15 protein-coding genes are annotated in these 19,224 nt (G+C 46.0%); 12 read left to right on the top strand and 3 right to left on the bottom strand.

Annotated features, from left to right (window positions below; translation table 11 throughout):
• The first annotated feature begins 8 nt into the window (after positions 1-8).
• The 8 genes from FZ952_RS04340 to FZ952_RS04310 all read left to right on the top strand — a co-directional run bounded on the left by FZ952_RS04340 (position 9) and on the right by FZ952_RS04310 (position 11,058).
• The gene (locus tag FZ952_RS04340) at positions 9-812 is read left to right on the top strand and encodes a phosphatidate cytidylyltransferase (protein WP_148880745.1); all 804 of its coding nucleotides are present in this window, start codon (positions 9-11) and stop codon (positions 810-812) included.
• Between the two features lie 356 nt (positions 813-1,168).
• Complete coding sequence (gene rseP / locus FZ952_RS04335; RefSeq protein WP_148880744.1) at positions 1,169-2,425, top strand: RIP metalloprotease RseP; 1,257 nt, start codon at positions 1,169-1,171, stop codon at positions 2,423-2,425.
• A 45-nt stretch (positions 2,426-2,470) separates the two neighbouring features.
• A complete protein-coding gene (locus FZ952_RS04330; protein ID WP_148880743.1) occupies positions 2,471-4,321 on the top strand; it encodes a proline--tRNA ligase in 1,851 nt (616 codons plus the stop codon).
• Between the two features lie 87 nt (positions 4,322-4,408).
• On the top strand, positions 4,409-4,792 hold the full coding sequence (locus FZ952_RS04325; protein WP_187423866.1) for a PH domain-containing protein: 384 nt from the start codon (positions 4,409-4,411) through the stop codon (positions 4,790-4,792).
• A gap of 117 nt (positions 4,793-4,909) precedes the next feature.
• Complete coding sequence (locus FZ952_RS04320) at positions 4,910-9,298, top strand: PolC-type DNA polymerase III (protein ID WP_148880742.1); 4,389 nt, start codon at positions 4,910-4,912, stop codon at positions 9,296-9,298.
• Positions 9,299-9,317: 19 nt separating this feature from the next.
• Entirely contained in the window at positions 9,318-9,470 is a 153-nt protein-coding gene (locus FZ952_RS11565; protein ID WP_187423865.1) for a hypothetical protein, read from the top strand.
• Between the two features lie 21 nt (positions 9,471-9,491).
• Positions 9,492-10,733 carry an aminopeptidase gene (locus FZ952_RS04315; RefSeq protein WP_148880741.1) on the top strand — a complete coding sequence of 414 codons (1,242 nt, stop codon included), beginning with the start codon at positions 9,492-9,494 and terminating at the stop codon, positions 10,731-10,733.
• A gap of 94 nt (positions 10,734-10,827) precedes the next feature.
• Complete coding sequence (locus FZ952_RS04310) at positions 10,828-11,058, top strand: GlsB/YeaQ/YmgE family stress response membrane protein (protein ID WP_148880740.1); 231 nt, start codon at positions 10,828-10,830, stop codon at positions 11,056-11,058.
• A 67-nt stretch (positions 11,059-11,125) separates the two neighbouring features.
• Here the strand turns inward: FZ952_RS04310 and def are convergent, their stop codons facing one another.
• A complete protein-coding gene (gene def / locus FZ952_RS04305; protein WP_148880739.1) occupies positions 11,126-11,758 on the bottom strand; it encodes a peptide deformylase in 633 nt (210 codons plus the stop codon).
• A gap of 196 nt (positions 11,759-11,954) precedes the next feature.
• Between def and FZ952_RS04300 the strand changes: the two genes are divergently transcribed.
• From FZ952_RS04300 to FZ952_RS04285, 4 genes are all read left to right on the top strand, one after another.
• Positions 11,955-13,106 (top strand): MFS transporter, encoded by a 1,152-nt coding sequence (locus FZ952_RS04300; protein ID WP_148880738.1) that lies wholly within the window; start codon positions 11,955-11,957, stop codon positions 13,104-13,106.
• A 9-nt stretch (positions 13,107-13,115) separates the two neighbouring features.
• A complete protein-coding gene (locus tag FZ952_RS04295; protein WP_148880737.1) occupies positions 13,116-13,844 on the top strand; it encodes a pseudouridine synthase in 729 nt (242 codons plus the stop codon).
• Between the two features lie 113 nt (positions 13,845-13,957).
• A complete protein-coding gene (locus tag FZ952_RS04290; protein ID WP_037618543.1) occupies positions 13,958-14,452 on the top strand; it encodes a DUF536 domain-containing protein in 495 nt (164 codons plus the stop codon).
• Positions 14,453-14,658: 206 nt separating this feature from the next.
• A complete protein-coding gene (locus FZ952_RS04285; RefSeq protein WP_148880736.1) occupies positions 14,659-16,413 on the top strand; it encodes a glycerophosphoryl diester phosphodiesterase membrane domain-containing protein in 1,755 nt (584 codons plus the stop codon).
• Between the two features lie 138 nt (positions 16,414-16,551).
• Here the strand turns inward: FZ952_RS04285 and FZ952_RS04280 are convergent, their stop codons facing one another.
• Both FZ952_RS04280 and FZ952_RS04275 read right to left on the bottom strand, forming a co-directional pair.
• Complete coding sequence (locus tag FZ952_RS04280) at positions 16,552-16,851, bottom strand: YbaB/EbfC family nucleoid-associated protein (protein ID WP_148880735.1); 300 nt, start codon at positions 16,849-16,851, stop codon at positions 16,552-16,554.
• Positions 16,852-16,885: 34 nt separating this feature from the next.
• Positions 16,886-19,171 carry a Xaa-Pro dipeptidyl-peptidase gene (locus FZ952_RS04275; protein ID WP_148880777.1) on the bottom strand — a complete coding sequence of 762 codons (2,286 nt, stop codon included), beginning with the start codon at positions 19,169-19,171 and terminating at the stop codon, positions 16,886-16,888.
• Between the last annotated feature and the right edge of the window lie 53 nt (positions 19,172-19,224).

The following is a 19,224-nucleotide window of genomic DNA, read 5'->3' as shown; positions in this document are numbered from 1 at the left end:
AAGAAAAGATGAGTAAGGATTTACAAAAACGTCTTATTTTTGGAGGAATTGCCTTAGCTATTTTTATTCCTCTGGTGATGATGGGAGGTGTTGCCTTCCAGATTGGAGTTGGACTTTTTGCTATGCTGGCAGTGCATGAGCTGCTTCAGATGAAGGGGCTTCCGACAGCGACGCTGGAGGGGGGACTGGCCATGTTGGCAGCCTTTGTTTTGACTCTGCCACTTGAGAACTATCTGAAATTTTTACCCGTGGATGGTAATGTCGTGGCTTATGGCTTGATTGTCTTTGTCTTGCTGGGAGCGACTGTTTTGGGTTCTTCCTATAGCTTTGAAGATGCGGCTTATCCGATTGCTTCTAGCTTTTATGTCGGGCTAGGTTTTAATGCTTTGATCGATGCCCGTTTGGTGAATGTGGATAAGGTTTTACTGGCCCTCTTTATCGTTTGGGCGACAGACAGTGGAGCTTATTTGGTCGGTACCCGCTACGGTCGCCGGAAATTGCTGCCAAAGGTGTCGCCAAATAAAACAGTCGAAGGCAGTCTGGGCGGTATCGCCTCAGCAGTGGTGGTTTCTGCAATTTTTATGATTGTTCGTCCGCAAGTTGCCACCCCTCATAGCTTTTTGACCATCCTGCTGTTGACCGTTATTTTCAGTATCGCTGGTCAATTTGGGGATTTGGTAGAAAGTGCCATCAAGCGTCATTTTGGCGTGAAAGATTCAGGTAAGTTTATTCCTGGGCACGGTGGTGTTTTGGACCGCTTTGACAGCTTGCTCTTTGTCTTTCCAATCATGCACTTCTTTGGCTTGTTCTAAAATAGCGAGTAAGAGAATTTAGGGAACAGATGCTAGTGAAAATAGCACCAATACGCAAGGCTGATAGTTCTTAAGGTGCGAGAGCTTTCGGCTAAGCGAGGGTAGGAAGTTTGGCTCAGCTCAAAAGCTTAGCTTCTTTCTGCTCTTTCTTTGCTTTCATGGTGTCTGCTTGTTGCTTGGGCTGGGGGCGATTTTGAACGGTTGTTTTATAATTGTTCAGTTGGTTATTAGCGTGCTTTGCCCTGCTTCACTACCGCTTGCAGCTTACGGCCTATCCGTTTCACATTTTCCGATGATAGGTTAAAAGTAGACGGAATAACTCTGATAAACATAGGAAGGATAAAATAAATTACAGAATGCAGATTATAACCTTTATCATTATTTTTGGCATTATTGTGGTAGTCCATGAATTTGGACATTTCTACTTTGCCAAAAAATCAGGAATTCTAGTTCGAGAGTTTGCCATTGGGATGGGGCCGAAAATCTTTGCCCATATTGGCAAGGATGGAACAGCCTACACGATTCGGATTCTGCCGCTAGGTGGCTATGTCCGCATGGCTGGCTGGGGCGAAGATTCTACGGAAATCAAAACGGGTACGCCAGCTACTTTAACCCTGAACACAGACGGAAAGGTCGTACAGATCAATCTGTCCAGCAAGAAAATCGATCAGACAGCCCTCCCCATGAATGTGACCAGCTTTGATTTTGAAGAAAAGCTGGAAATCACAGGGCTGGTCTTAGACGAGACCAAGACTTATTCTGTTGACCACGATGCGACCATTGTTGAGGAAGACGGAACGGAAGTTCGGATTGCTCCGCTGGATGTTCAGTATCAAAATGCGACGATTTGGGGACGCCTCATCACCAATTTTGCAGGCCCCATGAACAATTTCATTTTGAGTATTTTAGTTTTCATGCTTTTGGCCTTTCTCCAAGGCGGTGTCCAAGATGAAAACAGCAATCATTTTCAGGTGCTGGAAGGTGGCGCCGTTGCAAAGGCAGGGGTGAAAAGCAATGACCAGATTCTGAAAGTCAACAATTATGAGATTGCAAACTGGGGTGACCTAACCAACGCAGTGTCGGAAGCGACGAAAGATAAGGCAGATGCACCAAAACTGACCATCACTTATAAGAGTGGTAGCAAAATCCAGAAAGTGAACGTTGAGCCTAAAAAAGAAGGGAATCGCTACCTCTTGGGGGTTTCGCCTGCTATCAAGACTGGTTTTTGGGACAAGGTGGTCGGAGGCTTTACCGCTACTTGGACGACTACAGGTCGGATTTTGACGGCTTTGAAAGATTTGATTTTTAACTTTAATTTAAATAAATTAGGCGGTCCGGTTGCTATTTATAATGTCAGCAGTCAGGCAGCTCAGCAAGGATTGCCGGCTATTCTGAGTCTCTTAGCCATGCTGTCCCTTAATATCGGGATTTTTAATCTAATTCCGATTCCGGCTTTGGATGGGGGAAAAATTGTCCTCAATATCCTTGAGGCTATCCGTCGCAAACCCTTGAAACGTGAAACAGAAAGCTATGTTACTCTGGCGGGGGTGGCTGTCATGGTTGTTCTCATGATCGCTGTGACTTGGAATGATATTATGAAATTGTTCTTCTAACATTTTAAAAGACTGAAAAATATTCTATGAAGGAGTTTTGTTTTTATGAAACAAAGTAAAATGCTAATCCCAACGCTGCGTGAAATGCCAAGCGATGCTCAGGTTATCAGCCATGCCCTTATGTTGCGGGCTGGCTATGTTCGCCAAGTTTCTGCGGGAGTTTACTCTTATCTGCCACTGGCCAACCACGTCATTGAAAAAGCGAAAAAAATCATGCGGGAAGAGTTTGATAAGATTGGTGCGGTTGAAATGCTGGCGCCTGCTCTGCTCAGTGCGGACCTCTGGCGCGAGTCAGGTCGTTACGAGACCTATGGTGAAGACCTCTACAAGCTGAAAAATCGCGAAAAATCAGACTTCATCCTGGGTCCGACACACGAAGAGACTTTCACTTCCATTGTTCGTGACTCTGTTAAATCTTACAAGCAATTACCGCTCAACCTTTATCAAATCCAACCTAAGTACCGTGATGAAAAGCGTCCACGTAATGGACTTCTTCGTACCCGTGAGTTTATCATGAAAGACGGTTATAGTTTCCATGCCAACTATGATAGTTTGGATGTAACTTATGATGAATACAAATCTGCCTATGAAAAAATCTTTACTCGCAGCGAACTAGATTTCAAAGCCATTATCGGTGACGGTGGGGCTATGGGTGGTAAGGACAGTCAGGAATTTATGGCCATTACGCCTTCTCGTACAGACCTTGACCGTTGGGTTGTTTTGGACAAGTCAGTTGCCTCATTTGATGAGATTCCGGCAGAAGTGCAAGAAGAAATCAAGGCAGAATTGCTCAAATGGATGGTTTCTGGTGAAGACACGATTGCTTACTCTAGCGAGTCTAGCTATGCAGCCAACCTAGAAATGGCAACCAATGCTTATAAACCAAGCCAAAAGGTAGTAGCTGAAGCAGAGTTGGCGCGTGTGGCAACTCCTGACTGCAAGACTATTGACGAGGTGGCGGCTTTCCTACAAATTGATACAGAAGAAACAATCAAGACCTTGGTTTACATGGCTGATGACAAGCCTATCGTAGCCCTCCTTGTCGGCAATGACCAACTCAACGAAGTTAAACTGAAAAATCATCTGGGAGCTGATTTCTTTGAAGTCGCTAGTGAAGAGGATGTTCGTCAGCTCTTGGGGGCAGGCTTTGGCTCACTAGGCCCAGTCAATCTGCCAGAAGGCGTGAGAATCATCGCTGACCGCAAGGTGCAAGACCTGGCTAACACTGTGGTTGGCGCTAACGAAGATGGTTACCACCTGACTGGTGTTAATCCAGGCCGTGACTTTAGCCCTGAGTATGTGGATATCCGCGAAGTTCGTGAAGGAGAAGTGTCGCCGGACGGCCAAGGCATCCTCAAGTTTGCTCGTGGTATTGAGATTGGGCACATCTTCAAGCTGGGAACTCGCTATTCTGACAGCATGAACGCCAATGTCTTGGACGAAAATGGTCGAGCAGTGCCGATGATTATGGGCTGCTACGGTATCGGCGTCAGCCGTCTCCTTTCTGCTGTTATGGAGCAACATGCCCGCCTCTTTGTCAATAAAACGCCTAAGGGTGAATTCCGCTATGCTTGGGGAATCAACTTTCCTAAAGAGCTGGCACCGTTTGATGTGCATCTGATTCCAGTCAATGTCAAGGACAAGGAAGCTCTGGCTCTGACTGATCAAATCGAGGCTAACTTGCTAAATGCTGGTTATGAAGTCTTGGTGGACGATCGCAATGAGCGCGCTGGTGTCAAGTTCAGCGACAGCGATTTGATTGGTCTTCCAATCCGCGTGACGGTTGGTAAAAAAGCCGCAGAAGGCATTATTGAAGTCAAGATCAAAGCTACTGGCGATACCATTGAAGTCCACGCTGATAATCTGCTGGAAACTCTGTCCATTTTGACAAAATAAAATCAACTGCCAGTTTTGTCTGGCAGTTTTCTTTTGCTTAATGGCCTTGAAAATGCTATAGTAAGGGAAAACGGATTGGAGGACCGAATGATGGGATTATTCAGTGGTTTATTAGGCAATGCCTCTCAGAAAGATATTGACAAAGTTGAAAGAGAATTGGAGAATATTCTGACGCCAACAGAAAATGTGGAACTGGCTTTCAGTCTCATTCGCGATTTGATTGTTTTTACAGACGGACGCTTGATTTTGGTGGACAAGCAGGGAGTGACAGGCAAGAAAACGGCTTATAAGTCTTATCCTTATCGTTCTATTAGTCGCTTTTCAGTGGAAACGGCTGGTCACTTTGATCTAGACGCTGAGCTGAAAATCTGGGTTTCTAGCGCTGAGGATCCAGCTGAAACTCTGACCTTCCGGAGTGATAAAAGTGTCATTGCTATCCAAAAAGCCTTGGCAGAGGCGGTGCTGAGGTAAAACTCTGGACTTTCTTGTAGTATGAACGAAGAGCAGACAAGTTTGTCTGACTCTTTTTCTGTCGAAAAAAGTGCTGATTTATGGTAAAATAGGGTCACTACTGTACGAGGAAATGTCATGTCAAACAAGTTTGAAATTTTAATGCATCAGCTGGATATGCCACTGGAAATGAGAAATTCAGAGGCCTTTTTGAATGCAGAAATTGAGAAGGTTCTGGTCCACAAGGTCAGTCGGGTCTGGGAGTTTCATTTTTCTTTTGCGAATATTCTGCCTATTGAGATTTTTCGGGAATTGCAGAAGCGCTTAGCTCAAGAGTTTTCTAAGACGGGCAATCAAGCTGTTTTTGAAATCCACTGTCAGGCTCCGCAAGTGACTGATGACCTCTTGCAGGCTTATTACCAGCTGGCCTTTGAGGAGGGGCCTTGTGCCAGTCATGGCTTCAAGAGCCTGTATCAGGATTTGCGGGTTCATTTGGATGAGGACAAGCTGCTGATTGAGGGGGCTTCGACCATTGATACGGAGCATTTTCGTAAGAATCACCTGCCTAATCTCAGCCAGCAGCTGGTCAAGTACGGCTTTCCTCAGCTGATCTGTCAGGTTCAGCACAGCGATGAGCTGACCCAGCAGCAAGCCGAGAATTTCCAAGCTGAGAATGACAAGATTGTTCAGGCGGCCAATGAAGAGGCGCTCAAAGCTATGGAATCCCTGCAGCAGATGGCGCCACCGCCAGAAGAAAAGCCGACCTACGACTTTCAAGCTCGCAAGGCTGCAGCAAAGCCAAATCTAGACAAGGCAGAGATTACCCCGATGATCGAAGTTCAGACTGAGGAAAACCGTCTGGTCTTTGAGGGAATGGTCTTTGACCTGGAGCAGAAGGTCACTCGGACAGGCCGGGTTCTGCTCAATTTCAAGATGACAGACTATACTTCCAGCTTCTCCTTGCAGAAATGGATGAAAAACGAAGAAGAAGCCAAGAAGTTTGACATGATTAAGAAAGGTGCTTGGCTGCGCGTGCGGGGAAATGTGGAGATGAACAATTTCACCCGCGACCTGGCCATGAATGTGCAGGATGTGCAGGCTGTTACCCACTATAAGCGCAAGGATTTGATGCCTGAGGGCCAGAAGCGGGTTGAATTTCACGCCCATACCAATATGTCTACGATGGACGCCCTGCCTGAGGTAGAGGAAATCGTTGCAACGGCAGCCAAGTGGGGCCACAAGGCTGTCGCCATTACCGACCATGGCAATGTGCAGAGCTTTCCCCACGGCTACAAGGCTGCCAAGAAAGCTGGTATTCAGCTGATTTACGGTATGGAGGCCAATATTGTAGAAGACCGGGTGCCCATCGTCTACAATGAAGTAGACATGGAGCTGAGCGATGCGACCTATGTAGTCTTTGACGTTGAAACGACGGGGCTTTCGGCGGTTTACAATGACTTGATTCAGGTCGCTGCCAGCAAGATGCACAAGGGCAATATCATCGCTGAGTTTGATGAGTTTATCAACCCTGGCCATCCTCTTTCGGCCTTTACGACGGATCTGACTGGGATTACAGATGAGCATGTCCGCAATGCCAAACCGCTAGAGCAAGTGCTGAAAGAATTTCAGGAATTTTGCAAGGACAGTGTCCTTGTTGCCCATAATGCTACCTTTGACGTGGGCTTTATGAATGTCAATTATGAGCGGCATGGCCTGCCGAAAATTACCCAGCCAGTTATTGACACGCTGGAATTTGCCCGCAATCTCTATCCAGAGTACAAGCGTCATGGTCTGGGGCCTTTGACCAAGCGTTTCCAGATTGCTCTGGAGCACCACCACATGGCCAACTATGACGCAGAAGCGACGGGCCGTCTCCTCTTTATCTTTATCAAGGATGTGGCTGAAAAGCATGGTGTGACCAATCTCAAGGATCTCAATACGGATCTGGTCGATGAGAATTCCTACAAGAAGGCGCGGGTCAAGCATGCGACTATTTATGTGAAAAATCAGACGGGACTCAAGAATATTTTCAAGTTAGTCAGTCTGTCCAATACCAAGTATTTCGAAGGTGTCCCGCGGATTCCCCGGACCGTACTGGATGCCCATCGTGAAGGCCTGATTCTGGGCTCAGCCTGTTCAGAAGGCGAAGTCTATGATGCCGTTGTCTCTCAGGGGGTGGATGCGGCTGTCGAAGTAGCCAAGTATTATGACTTTATCGAGGTCATGCCGCCGGCTATCTATGAGCCACTGATTGCAAAGGAGCAGATCAAGGATCAGGAAGAACTGCAGACCATTATTCGCAATCTGATTGAGGTCGGAGACCGCTTGGGCAAGCCTGTCCTTGCGACGGGGAACGTCCACTATATCGAGCCAGAAGAAGAAATCTATCGGGAGATTATCGTCCGGAGTCTCGGTCAGGGAGCTATGATTAACCGGACTATTGGTCACGGTGAAAATGCCCAGCCGGCTCCGCTTCCTAAGGCTCACTTCCGGACCACTAATGAGATGCTGGACGAATTTGCCTTCCTAGGCGAGGATTTGGCTAAGAAGCTGGTTATCACCAATCCGAATCAGCTGGCGGAGACCTTTGAGCCGGTAGAGGTGGTCAAGGGGGACCTCTATACGCCTTTCATTGACAAGGCTGAGGAGACAGTTGCCGAGCTGACTTATCAAAAAGCCTTTGAGATTTATGGCAATCCGCTGCCAGATATCGTGGACTTGCGAATTGAAAAAGAGCTGACCTCCATCTTGGGGAATGGTTTTGCCGTGATTTATCTGGCTTCGCAGATGCTGGTGCAACGCTCCAATGAGCGGGGCTATCTGGTAGGCTCGCGGGGGTCTGTTGGATCCAGCTTTGTCGCGACCATGATTGGGATTACCGAGGTTAATCCTTTGTCGCCTCACTATGTCTGTGGGAAATGCCAATACAGCGAGTTCATCACGGACGGCTCCTATGGTTCTGGTTTTGATATGCCGGATAAGGACTGTCCAGAGTGTGGCCACAAGCTGAGTAAAAATGGTCAGGATATTCCCTTTGAGACCTTCCTTGGATTTGACGGCGACAAGGTACCCGATATTGACTTGAACTTCTCCGGAGAGGATCAGCCGAGCGCCCATTTGGACGTGCGGGATATCTTTGGTTCGGAGTATGCCTTTCGGGCTGGTACAGTTGGTACCGTTGCGGCTAAGACGGCCTATGGATTTGTCAAAGGCTACGAGCGCGACTACGGGAAGTTTTATCGGGACGCCGAAGTTGAGCGTCTGGCGCAGGGAGCTGCCGGAGTCAAGCGGACGACCGGACAGCACCCGGGTGGAATCGTTGTTATCCCTAACTACATGGATGTTTATGACTTTACACCGGTCCAATATCCAGCTGACGATGTGACGGCCGAGTGGCAGACCACCCACTTTAACTTCCACGATATCGATGAAAATGTCCTCAAGCTAGACGTTCTGGGACACGATGATCCAACCATGATTCGGAAACTCCAGGACTTGTCTGGCATTGATCCTAATGATATTCCTATGGATGATGCTGGCGTCATGGCCCTCTTTTCTGGGACAGATATTCTGGGGGTGACTGAGGAGCAAATTGGCACGCCGACTGGTATGCTGGGAATTCCGGAGTTTGGGACCAACTTTGTACGGGGCATGGTTGATGAGACCCATCCGACCACCTTTGCGGAGCTCTTACAGCTATCTGGTCTCTCTCATGGTACGGACGTTTGGCTAGGCAATGCTCAGGACTTGATCAAGCAAGGGATTGCTGACCTATCGACCGTTATCGGCTGTCGGGACGACATCATGGTTTACCTCATGCACAAGGGCTTGGATCCTAAGATGGCCTTTACGATCATGGAGCGCGTGCGGAAGGGCCTCTGGCTAAAGATTTCTGAAGAAGAGCGTAACGGCTATATCGCAGCCATGAAGGAAAACAATGTGCCAGAGTGGTACATCGAGTCCTGTGGAAAGATCAAGTACATGTTCCCCAAGGCCCATGCGGCAGCCTATGTTATGATGGCCCTGCGGGTAGCCTACTTCAAGGTGCATCATCCGCTTTATTACTACTGTGCCTACTTCTCTATCCGGGCTAAGGCCTTTGACATCAAGACCATGAGTGGTGGTCTAGATGCTGTCAAACGCCGGATGAGCGAAATCGCTGAAAAGCGCAAGAACAACGAAGCCTCCAATGTAGAAATTGACCTTTATACGACCTTGGAAATCGTCAATGAAATGCTGGAGCGAGGCTTCAAGTTTGGGAAGTTGGATCTCTATAAGAGCCATGCGACCGAGTTTCTCATCGAAGGGGATACCCTTATCCCACCTTTCTCTACCATGGACGGCCTAGGTGACAACGTTGCCCGCCAAGTGGTCAGAGCACGGGAAGAAGGCGAATTCCTTTCCAAGACAGAGCTCCGCAAACGCGGCGGCCTCTCTAGTACCCTGGTCGAAAAAATGGACGACATGGGTATTCTAGGTAATATGCCAGAGGATAACCAGTTGAGTTTGTTTGATGAGTTTTTCTAAAATAAAGAAAGGTATTTTTATGAAATTGACCATTTCCGCTCAGGATAAGCCAGCGCAAAAGATTTTTGATTACCAGCTGGACCTAGATCCAGACACGATTTTGAAAATGACCGCTTTGATTTGCGGTACTGTGGCAGCAGTAAGCCTGCTGTCTTTGTTTAAAGAGAAATAAAAAGAGAAAAGGAGAAGCAGAATGGTTCTGCCAAATTTTAAAGAAAACTTAGAAAAATACGCTAAACTATTGGTTGCCAATGGTATCAATGTGCAGCCGGGTCACACGGTGGCACTCAATATCGATGTGGAGCAGCGTGAGTTGGCTCACTTGATTGTCAAGGAAGCCTATGCTCTGGGAGCTCACGAGGTTGTCGTCCAGTGGGCGGATGATTTGAGTACGCGGGAAAAATTCCTCCATGCACCGATGGAGCGCTTGGACAATGTCCCAGACTATAAGATTGCTGAGATGAACTATCTCCTTGAAAAGAAAGCCAGCCGCTTGGGCGTTCGTTCATCTGACCCAGGAGCTTTGAATGGCGTGGATGCTGAGAAACTATCAGCTTCTGCTAAAGCTATGGGACTGGCCATGAAGCCGATGCGGATTGCAACCCAATCCAATAAAGTTAGCTGGACAGTCGCTGCAGCAGCGGGTACAGAGTGGGCTAAGAAGGTCTTCCCAAATGCAGCCAGCGATGAAGAGGCAGTAGATTTGCTCTGGGATCAGATTTTCAAAACCTGCCGTGTCTATGAGGATGATCCAGTTGCAGCTTGGAAGGCTCATGAAGAAAAGCTTGGCTCAAAAGCTAAGATCTTGAATGAGGAGCAATTCACTGCCTTGCACTACACAGCACCGGGAACAGACTTGATACTGGGCATGCCTAAGAACCATCACTGGGAGTCAGCAGGCAGTCTTAATGCTCAGGGTGAATATTTTATTGCCAATATGCCGACAGAGGAGGTCTTTTCAGCACCAGACTTCCGCCGGGCCGATGGCTATGTGACCAGCACCAAGCCTCTCAGCTACAATGGCAACATCATCGAAGGCATCAAGGTGACCTTCAAGGATGGCCAGATTGTGGACATTACTGCTGAAAAGGGCGATCAGGTTATGAAGGATCTTGTCTTTGAAAATGCTGGTGCGCGTGCTTTGGGTGAAGTAGCTCTTGTACCCGATCCAAGCCCGATTTCTCAGTCAGGCATTACTTTCTTTAACACTCTTTTTGATGAAAATGCTTCTAACCACTTGGCTATTGGTGCAGCCTATGCGACTAATGTGGTCGGCGGAGAGAATTTCTCTGAAGAAGAGCTAGAAGCAGCAGGTCTCAACCGCTCGGATGTCCATGTGGACTTTATGATTGGCTCTAACCAGATGGATATTGACGGTATCCGCGAAGATGGCAGCCGTGTGCCAATCTTCCGCAATGGAGATTGGGCAATCTAAGATTTTAAGCTGCTTTGAATGGCACTTTCAATAGTGACAGCTTCCGCCTGCTTCTTGAGAAGCCTTGCTAGAAACATAGAAAGAGGGGGCATATATGATTGGTAGTATGTTTGTTGGCTTTGTTATCGGCCTCATCGCTGGGGCTATTACCAGCCGCGGGGAGCGTATGGGCTGTATCGGAAAAATCCTTTTGGGCTGGTTTGGTTCCTGGCTTGGGCAATTGCTTTTTGGCCACTGGGGACCGATGTTAGCGGACACAGCCATTCTTCCCTCAGTCTTGGGTGCTGTGATCCTCTTGGCTCTTTTCTGGGATCGAGGTACTTAGAATAATGTAAAAGAAATACCTAGACGTGAAGGCGTCTAGGTATTTTTGTTTGATATATGTGAGTTCTTTATTCTAGCACCAGCATGCCATCTTGCACTGCAAATGGATCTTTTTCATTAATGCGGTCGTAGAACATAATGCCGTTGGTGTGGTCAATCTCGTGTTGGACCACGATAGAATTGTAGCCTTTGAGTTTGATACGGTGCTTTTGACCGTCCTTGTCAAAGTAATCCACGGTCACCCGTGCATGACGCACGACATAGCCTGGCACTTCTCGGTCAACGGACAGGCAGCCTTCACCATCAGCCAGAGCAGCATCTTGGATGGAGTGGGCAACAACTTTGGGATTGTACATGACTTGAGCCAATGAATAAGCTTCCTTCGGTGGATTGCCTTCCTCGTCTTCTGGATTGGGGACTAAAACAGCGATAATCCGCTTGGAAATATCCAGCTGGGGAGCTGCTAGACCGACTCCGCCACGGAGCCCCATTTTTTCCGCCATGACAGGATCTTGAGAATGTTTCAAAAACTGCATCATTTTCTCACCTAAAATGATTTCCTGATCAGATAAGGGAAAGCTGACTTCCTCAGCCACCGCACGCAGGGTCGGGTTGCCCTCGCGAATAATATCGCTCATATCAATCAAATGAGCTGCTTTGGTTAATTTATCAATAACAGATGTTTTTTCAATAACAGACATGATTCTCTCCTTTTTCTACTCTTCATCATAACACAAATTGAAGAAGAAATAAAGGAAGATGCTACATTTTTATTGTGGTCAGTGTGGCGTTAATGGAGACAGGTGGACGGATTTCTGATTTTTTAAGAAAAGATGATTGCGTCTTTTTCTAAAAAACTGTATGATAAAAGAAGTGTGATTTTTAAAGGAAAATAGAATGAAAAAGTTTATGGAAAAAGTGAGTATCCTCTCACTTTCTTTAGTTTTGACTACAGCATTTTCGGTTTCCAGTGCTCAATCAGCCATGTTTGCTTTCTATAAAGACCTGCCAGAAAGCTGGGTGGAGTTGCTTGTTTCTCTGCCTTCGGCCGGTATTATGCTGATGCTGCTCTTAAACGGCCGAGTTGAGAAATATTTATCCGAACGACAGATGATTGTGGCGGGGCTCCTGATTTTTTCTCTCTGCGGTTTTGTTCCTCTCTTAAATCAGGATTATTGGGTGATTTTTGCCTCGCGTTTCATCTTTGGTATGGGAGTCGGTCTGCTTAATGCCAAAGCGATTTCAATCATTAGTGAGCGTTATAGAGGTAAGGAACGGATTCAGACTTTGGGTTTGCGCGGTTCGGCAGAAGTTGTTGGAACAGCCTTGTTGACACTGGGGGTCAGCCAGCTGCTTCGTTTTGGTTGGGAAGTCGCTTTCTTGGTCTATGCGTCAGGTCTGATTGTTTTGGCACTCTATTTGCTCTTTGTCCCCTATGGCAAGGAGGAAAAGCAGCACAAGACTCATCAGGCAGGAAGACGTTTGACAGCTTCACAGTGGTTTTTGACAATCGGTCTGGCATTTGTGGCGGCCGTGATCGTTTTTAGCAATGTCGTGATTAATCTGCGCGTGCCTGGAATTGTTGAGAAGTCTGGTATGGGAAGTGTTCAGACAGCTGGTCTGATTCTCTCAGCCATGCAGTTAATCGGGATTGTAGCAGGTCTATCTTTTTCACCCCTGCTGCATCATTTTAAGGAAAATTTGCTGACTCTTGCAGGAGCGGTGTTCGGTCTGACTCTTATCATGATTGGTCTTGCACCCAATCTGTTTCTGTTGAGCATGACTACCATTGCTGCCGGCTTTGCCTATAATATCAGTCTGATAGCAATTTTCCATATTCTTTCTGAGAGGATTCCCAGCAAGTCCCTCAATCAAGCAACTTCGATTGCGATTCTGGGCTGCAGTAGCGGAGCCACTTCTACAACCTTCGTGTTGAGTTTGATTGGCAATTTCTCAAGTCAGGCCTCTTTTATCTTTGGTATCTTGGGAGCGCTGATGGTTTTGATAGCAGTGTTGGCCTTTAGTATCGTCAAGAAAACGGCCGTTTAGGAGGAAAAGATGCGTCTGGATAAATTTTTAGTCGAAAGCGGCCTTGGCTCGCGCAGTCAAGTCAAACAATTGTTGAAAAAGCGTCAAGTTTGGGTCAATGGCGCAGTAGTAACATCAGCCAAGACTCAGATTGATGAACAATCTGACCAGATTATGGTGGATGGCCAGAAATTAAAATATGAAAAGTTTGTCTATTACCTACTAAACAAACCCAAAGGAGTCATTTCAGCCACGACGGATGACCAGCATCGAACGGTTCTGGATTTGCTTGATGATACTGCCCGTCAAAAGGAAGTCTTCCCTGTTGGGCGACTGGATATAGACACGCATGGACTCCTGCTTCTAACCAATAACGGCCCATTATCGCACGCTATGCTGTCACCCAAGCGTCATGTGCCTAAGCTTTATCAGGCTCAGGTTGCTGGTCTGATGGATCAGGCGGATATTGAGCGTTTTGAGAGCGGCATCGAACTCAAAGACTTTACCTGTCAGCCAGCCCAGCTAAAAATCTTAGAAGCGGATGAAACAACTGAGACCAGTCGGGTGCAGATTACCCTTTCAGAAGGTAAGTTTCACCAGGTGAAGCGCATGGTTTTAGCTTGTGGGAAGGAAGTCACCGACCTCCAGCGCTTATCCATGGGGCCTTTGCAGCTAAATGAAAGTCTAGAGCTAGGTCAATGGCGGCGCTTGACCAAAGAAGAATTACAGAGCTTGGAAATCTTTCAAGTTGAACTATAGAAAATTGGGAAAGTGGAGCAGATTGATCGCTTCACTTTTACTCTATTTGACAGTTAAGCCTTGATATGATAAGATTTAGGTAACTATATCTAGAAAAAGTTTCAGAGGAAATTATGGCAATTGAAAAGACAGTCAGCGAGCTGGCCGAGATCTTAGGAATCAGCCGTCAGGCAATCAATAACCGTGTCAAGGCCTTGCCGCCGGAGGATACAGAAAAAAATGAAAAAGGAGTCACAGTTGTGACTCGCAGTGGCCTGATTAAGTTAGAAGAAATTTACAAAAAGACGATTTTTGAAGACGAGCCGGTCAGTGAAGAAGTCAAGCAGCGCGAGCTGATGGAAATTTTAGTGGATGAGAAAAATGCTGAGATTTTGCGTCTTTATGAACAACTCAAGGCCAAAGATAGCCAGCTAGCTAAAAAAGACGAGCAGCTCCGTATCAAGGATGTGCAGATTGCAGAAAAAGACAAACAGCTGGACCAGCAGCAGCAGCTGACGGCCAAGGCTATGAGTGAGCGTGAAACTCTCCTCTTGGAGCTGGATGAAGCCAAGGAGAAGGTGCAGGAGCAAGAGAGCAAAGGTTTCTTCGCCCGTTTATTTGGAAGATAATAAAGAAAATCTCAGTTGAACAGGCTGAGATTTATTTGTGAAAAAAGGGTCAGAATCAATATAAAAAAGCAGCAAGCATTGATTTTCTGGAGCCATTTTGTGACCGCCAGATTTTTCCTTAACTCAGCCAGGCAGCCCTCCAGACCAAGTATGATGTTGGCTGGTCCAGACTATCTACACTTCTAAAAAATAATAAAGGAAAAGAAATGAAATCACAAAGATTAGGAATTTTAAGACTTTATCGGAACCTTGATAAATTATTGGTGCTCTTCTTTTTGGATTTTATGCTGATGGAATACGCATGGATCCCTTTTAATTCATTTTCAGCTGAGACCTTGCTCAAGCAGACAGGCTATCTCTTTTTTTCTTATAACAACGCTCTGGGAGTTTTAACTTCTAATTGGCTGGCTTCTTTAGGATTTGTGAGCCTATTTGTGGCCAATCTTTTAGTAGCTTATTACCAAATTGGCCTTATTTTTATGGGGGTGCGCAATCTTTTAGACAAGCAGGAGCGAAGCATTTTTCAATTTATCAAGCAAACTTTCAAAGATAGTTGGAGTTTGATTAAATATGCTCGTCCCAGTAAGATTCTGTTTATAGCGCTTTATGCAGGATTTCTCTTTCCCTTTTTGCGCCATGTCCTAAAGATTTATTATCTTAATAAAATTCTAATTCCGGAGTTTATTGTCACCTATTTGCAGAATACAGTTTGGATGAAGGGACTGATTTCAGTTCTTGGTATTCTCATATATTTGACAGCCGTTCGGCTCATGTTTGCTCTACCTCAGTTATTTTTTGAGCATGTCCCTTTACGAGAGGCCATTCGCTACAGTTTGCAGAAAACCCAAAAACGAGTCCTCTATTATTCTTGGAGTCTCTTTTGGCTACTCATTAAAAGTTTTTTACTATTTCTTCTTATCACGGTCCCAATTTTAGTGATTCAGCAATATGCCGATAGCCAGTCGAATGCCATCTCTTTTGCCAGTGCCATGGTCAATTATGTTTTGATTAAGCTGGCTTATTACTTCATGTTGTCCTATTTCCTGCTTAAATTTATTGCCTTTTTGACAGATAGTTCTTTCGCGGAATACCAACATAGAAAAGGGTTGCCCCTAATGCGTTGGTTTGTACTGTTGTCCACCAGTGCTGTATTTGCGATTGAAAGCTTTGTCTATTTAAATTTCCCGCTGGAAAACATCCCGCTTACGATTTCTCATCGAGGAGTTTCCCAAGCTAATGGTGTCCAGAATACGGTTGAATCACTAGAAAAAACTGCCCTTCTCAAACCAGATTATATTGAAATGGATGTGCAAGAAACCAAGGATGGTCAATTTGTCATGATGCACGATGCCAATCTGCGCCAGCTGGCTGGTGTCAATGCCAAGCCACAAGAGCTGACTTTGGATGAGCTTACTTCTTTAGACATTTTTGAAAATGGCTATTCAGCAAAAATTTCCAGTTTTGATAGCTATTTGGAGCGGGCCGACCAATTAGGGCAACGACTTTTGATTGAAATTAAGACCAGTCATTTAGATTCTGAAGATATGATGGAGCGCTTCCTGACTCGTTATGGAGCCAAGATTAAAATTTACGGGCATCAAATTCAGTCCTTAGACTATCGCGTGATTGATAAGGTGCGTAAATATGATGCGTCAATCCCAACCTTTTTCATCCTACCTTATAATACGATTTTCCCAAGGACAAAGGCCTCAGGCTACACCATGGAGTATTCAACCTTAGATGAAAACTTCGTTTTTAAACTTTGGACTTCGGACAAACTCTTGTATGATTGGACGATTAATAGCGAGGATGCAGTGGCCAAGTCCTTCCGGCTAGGAGTTGATGGGATTATCACAGATGATTTAGAACTGGTTCAAAATTCAATCAAAAGACTGAGAGATAATCCAGAGTATGCCATCCTCCTCATGAATAAAGCAGTAGATTTATTTAATTTTACATAAAAAATGCTGATTTTAGCAATCATGCTAAAATATAGCTGATACAATAAAGACAAATGAAGTCACAAAAAAACTCTAAGCAGTGTAAAATTTCTGCCTAGAGTTTTCTTTATAGCTGGTGAATAAGTTTATTAGCCAAAGTTAGAATGGTAATTTTCCTGCAAATGCTCCCAATTTCTTTTTGGTTGCTTCATCAATCTGCTCAAGAGCGCTGTTGATGGCCTGAATGGTCATATCTGATAAAGTTTCCAAATCCTCTGGATCGACAACTGCTTCTTGAAATTCCAATTTTACAACTTTTTTATCGCCGGTTAAAGTCGCTACAACTAAATCTTGGGTAGATTTGCCAGTAAATTCTGTCGCAGCCAGCTCTTCTTGGCCTTTTTCCATTTGCTTCTGAAGCTTTTGAGCTTGCTTCATCATGGATTGCATGTTCATCATAATAGAAATTCTCCTCAGTATTTAAATTCAACTATTATTCTACCATATTTGGCAATTCTAAGCTAGAATTTTCTAAATCAACGGTCAGCTGATAGTCGGTCTTATCACGGACGGTGTGTTCGAAATCAGTGGTGTAGAGGACGAGGCGCAGTTGGTCGCCTTTTTTCATCTTGTAGATGGTTGGCTGTAGCTCGAAGGAACATTCCATCCATTGGTCAGGAGTGATTTCTTCGACCGTCAGTAAATCTGTCCGATTTTGCAGGTTGAGGAAGCCTTTGGTAATGACACGGTGTGGCGTTTCAGTATGGGGGAGTTCAACCAGATTGTCCAGCATATAGTAGCGGCCGTTGTCCATGACTCTAGGCTCAATCGGTGTGGGAATCGGAGTAAGGCGTTTAGCTGGTCCGAAGTCTAGCAGTTGAGCAGAAATCAGCCCCTTGTCAGTGCTGGATTTGAGACGAAGATTGAGCTGGGTGGTTCCGTTGAGGAAGAGGTCCTTTTCCAAGGTCCAGTCCAGAGTAATCTGATTGACCTTGCCGTCAAAGAGTTCGTTTTTAAAGCTTTGGTAATTTTTAGCAAAACGATTATATTCTTCTTCTGGATATTGGTTTTGAATCTCTTGAGAGCCTTTACCTAGGTGGAAATGAGAGTAGTGCTCTTGTCCGCCAAAGTCTTCCAGAGTCAGCCAGTTTTGAGCTTGGCTGTTGTCCTGCCAGATGACTGCTGGCAGTTCGAAGTCCGATTCACATCCCAGCAGTTTCTTGCTCAGCAGAGCATTGATAGCCTCGCGGAAGTCAATGGACTGCCAGTTGTTCATGTAAACATGGGCGCCATTGTGGAAGAAGAGGTGCTTTTTGATGTGGGCTGGCAAGGCTCGGAACATATTATAGACATGGAGAGGCTTGACATTCCAGTCTTGAGAGCCGTGGGTGAAGACGACTTCGGCCTTGACCTTATCTGTATGGAGCAGGTAGTTGCGGTCATGCCAAAATTGATTGTAATCTCCAGTTTGCCTGTCTAGGTCCTTGCGCTGTTGCTCTAGACTTTGCTGATAAGCGTCGTTGTGGCGCAGGTAGTCACCAGCCCTCAGGTTGCGGGAGTAGGTCAGTTCAGTCAGAGATTCAAAATCCTCTCCTGGGTAGCCACCGGGACTGGTGACTAGGCCGTTTTCGCGGTAGTAGTTGTACCAAGAAGAAATACCAGCTTCGGCAATGATGACCTCCAGTCCATCTACACCAGTTGTAGCCAATCCATTGGACATGGTGCCCAGATAGGAAATGCCGGTCGTTGCGACTTTGCCGTTGGACCAAGTGGCCTTGATTTCCCGCTGGCGTGTGTGGTCGGTGAAGGCTCGGCAGCGGCCGTTGAGCCAGTCAATGACATTCTTGTAGGCCTCGATCTGCTGATAGTCGCCGCTGGTCATCAAACCTTCAGAGTCCTTGGTTCCCACTCCAGACACGTAGAGATTGGCAAAGCCGCGGGGCAGCAAGTAGTCATTGAGCGTGTAGGTGCCGATATGACCTAGTTTTTCCTCGGCTTCAGAGACTTCTTGAGCTGGCGCTGGCGAATCCAGCTGGAGCAGTTTGAGCTCAGGATCTTGGACTGTGATTTGATGGGGGTCTTTTTTTGCTAAGTCTACATTCATATTGTGTAGAGCCTTGTCGCTGGCCGGGTCGTTGGTTCCCTGATGATAAGGAGAAGCGGTCATGACGGCAGGGATTTTTCCTTGGTAACGAGGACGGATAATGCTAACCTTGACTAGATCTGGCAGGCCGTCTCCATCAGTATCAATTCGGCTTTCCACATAGACTACCTCACGGATAGCATCGTGGCTGGAAAAGGTTGCCAGACTCTTGCCGTTGAAGTAGTGGTGGGTATTGTCCTCGGGGATCAAACCCTCGCTGACTAGCTTATCAACCAGCAGATTGCCGTTTTTGGTTCGAGTGTTGAGCAGCTGGTAGAGGTTTTCCAATAGATCGCCGTAAACGATAGGGAAGTTGACCTCTGTTCGGAATTTCTCAAGATCTGTGAAATCAACAAAAGGTACAAAATCCAAGAGCTGCAAGGCAGTCATGTAGAAGACCTCAGCCGTCAGTTCTCGATCAGACTGGAAGAAGCTCAGCAGGTCTGTTTCGCTATCTGCAGCCCAGGCTTGGAGCAGGTAATCGGTATTCTGATAGAGAAAGAAACAGCGACGCAGAAAATGTTCAAAATTTTTCTTGTTCGGCTGCTGCGGATCAAAAGAAAAGCCCAGCTGGGACAACTCCTCTTTCATTTGCTCAGGCGCTGTCTTACTGTAACTATACTGATTAAAATGCATCATTTTTCCTCTTTTTCTTGTTTTTATTTAAAATGACCTTTACATTATCCATT

Source organism: Streptococcus sp. Marseille-P7376 (assembly GCF_902460385.1).
Taxonomy (GTDB): domain Bacteria; phylum Bacillota; class Bacilli; order Lactobacillales; family Streptococcaceae; genus Streptococcus; species Streptococcus sinensis.
Note: the sequence above shows the minus strand (reverse complement) of the source record. Positions and strands in the feature narration are given on the sequence as shown.

Bases quoted from the DNA above. Each gene is read 5' to 3' on its own strand.
- FZ952_RS04340 (WP_148880745.1), top strand. From the start codon at position 9: ATGAGTAAGGATTTACAAAAACGTCTTATTTTTGGAGGAATTGCCTTA.
- rseP (WP_148880744.1), top strand. From the start codon at position 1,169: ATGCAGATTATAACCTTTATCATTATTTTTGGCATTATTGTGGTAGTC.
- FZ952_RS04330 (WP_148880743.1), top strand. From the start codon at position 2,471: ATGAAACAAAGTAAAATGCTAATCCCAACGCTGCGTGAAATGCCAAGC.
- FZ952_RS04325 (WP_187423866.1), top strand. From the start codon at position 4,409: ATGATGGGATTATTCAGTGGTTTATTAGGCAATGCCTCTCAGAAAGAT.
- FZ952_RS04320 (WP_148880742.1), top strand. From the start codon at position 4,910: ATGTCAAACAAGTTTGAAATTTTAATGCATCAGCTGGATATGCCACTG.
- FZ952_RS11565 (WP_187423865.1), top strand. From the start codon at position 9,318: ATGAAATTGACCATTTCCGCTCAGGATAAGCCAGCGCAAAAGATTTTT.
- FZ952_RS04315 (WP_148880741.1), top strand. From the start codon at position 9,492: ATGGTTCTGCCAAATTTTAAAGAAAACTTAGAAAAATACGCTAAACTA.
- FZ952_RS04310 (WP_148880740.1), top strand. From the start codon at position 10,828: ATGATTGGTAGTATGTTTGTTGGCTTTGTTATCGGCCTCATCGCTGGG.
- def (WP_148880739.1), bottom strand. From the start codon at position 11,758: ATGTCTGTTATTGAAAAAACATCTGTTATTGATAAATTAACCAAAGCA.
- FZ952_RS04300 (WP_148880738.1), top strand. From the start codon at position 11,955: ATGAAAAAGTTTATGGAAAAAGTGAGTATCCTCTCACTTTCTTTAGTT.
- FZ952_RS04295 (WP_148880737.1), top strand. From the start codon at position 13,116: ATGCGTCTGGATAAATTTTTAGTCGAAAGCGGCCTTGGCTCGCGCAGT.
- FZ952_RS04290 (WP_037618543.1), top strand. From the start codon at position 13,958: ATGGCAATTGAAAAGACAGTCAGCGAGCTGGCCGAGATCTTAGGAATC.
- FZ952_RS04285 (WP_148880736.1), top strand. From the start codon at position 14,659: ATGAAATCACAAAGATTAGGAATTTTAAGACTTTATCGGAACCTTGAT.
- FZ952_RS04280 (WP_148880735.1), bottom strand. From the start codon at position 16,851: ATGATGAACATGCAATCCATGATGAAGCAAGCTCAAAAGCTTCAGAAG.
- FZ952_RS04275 (WP_148880777.1), bottom strand. From the start codon at position 19,171: ATGCATTTTAATCAGTATAGTTACAGTAAGACAGCGCCTGAGCAAATG.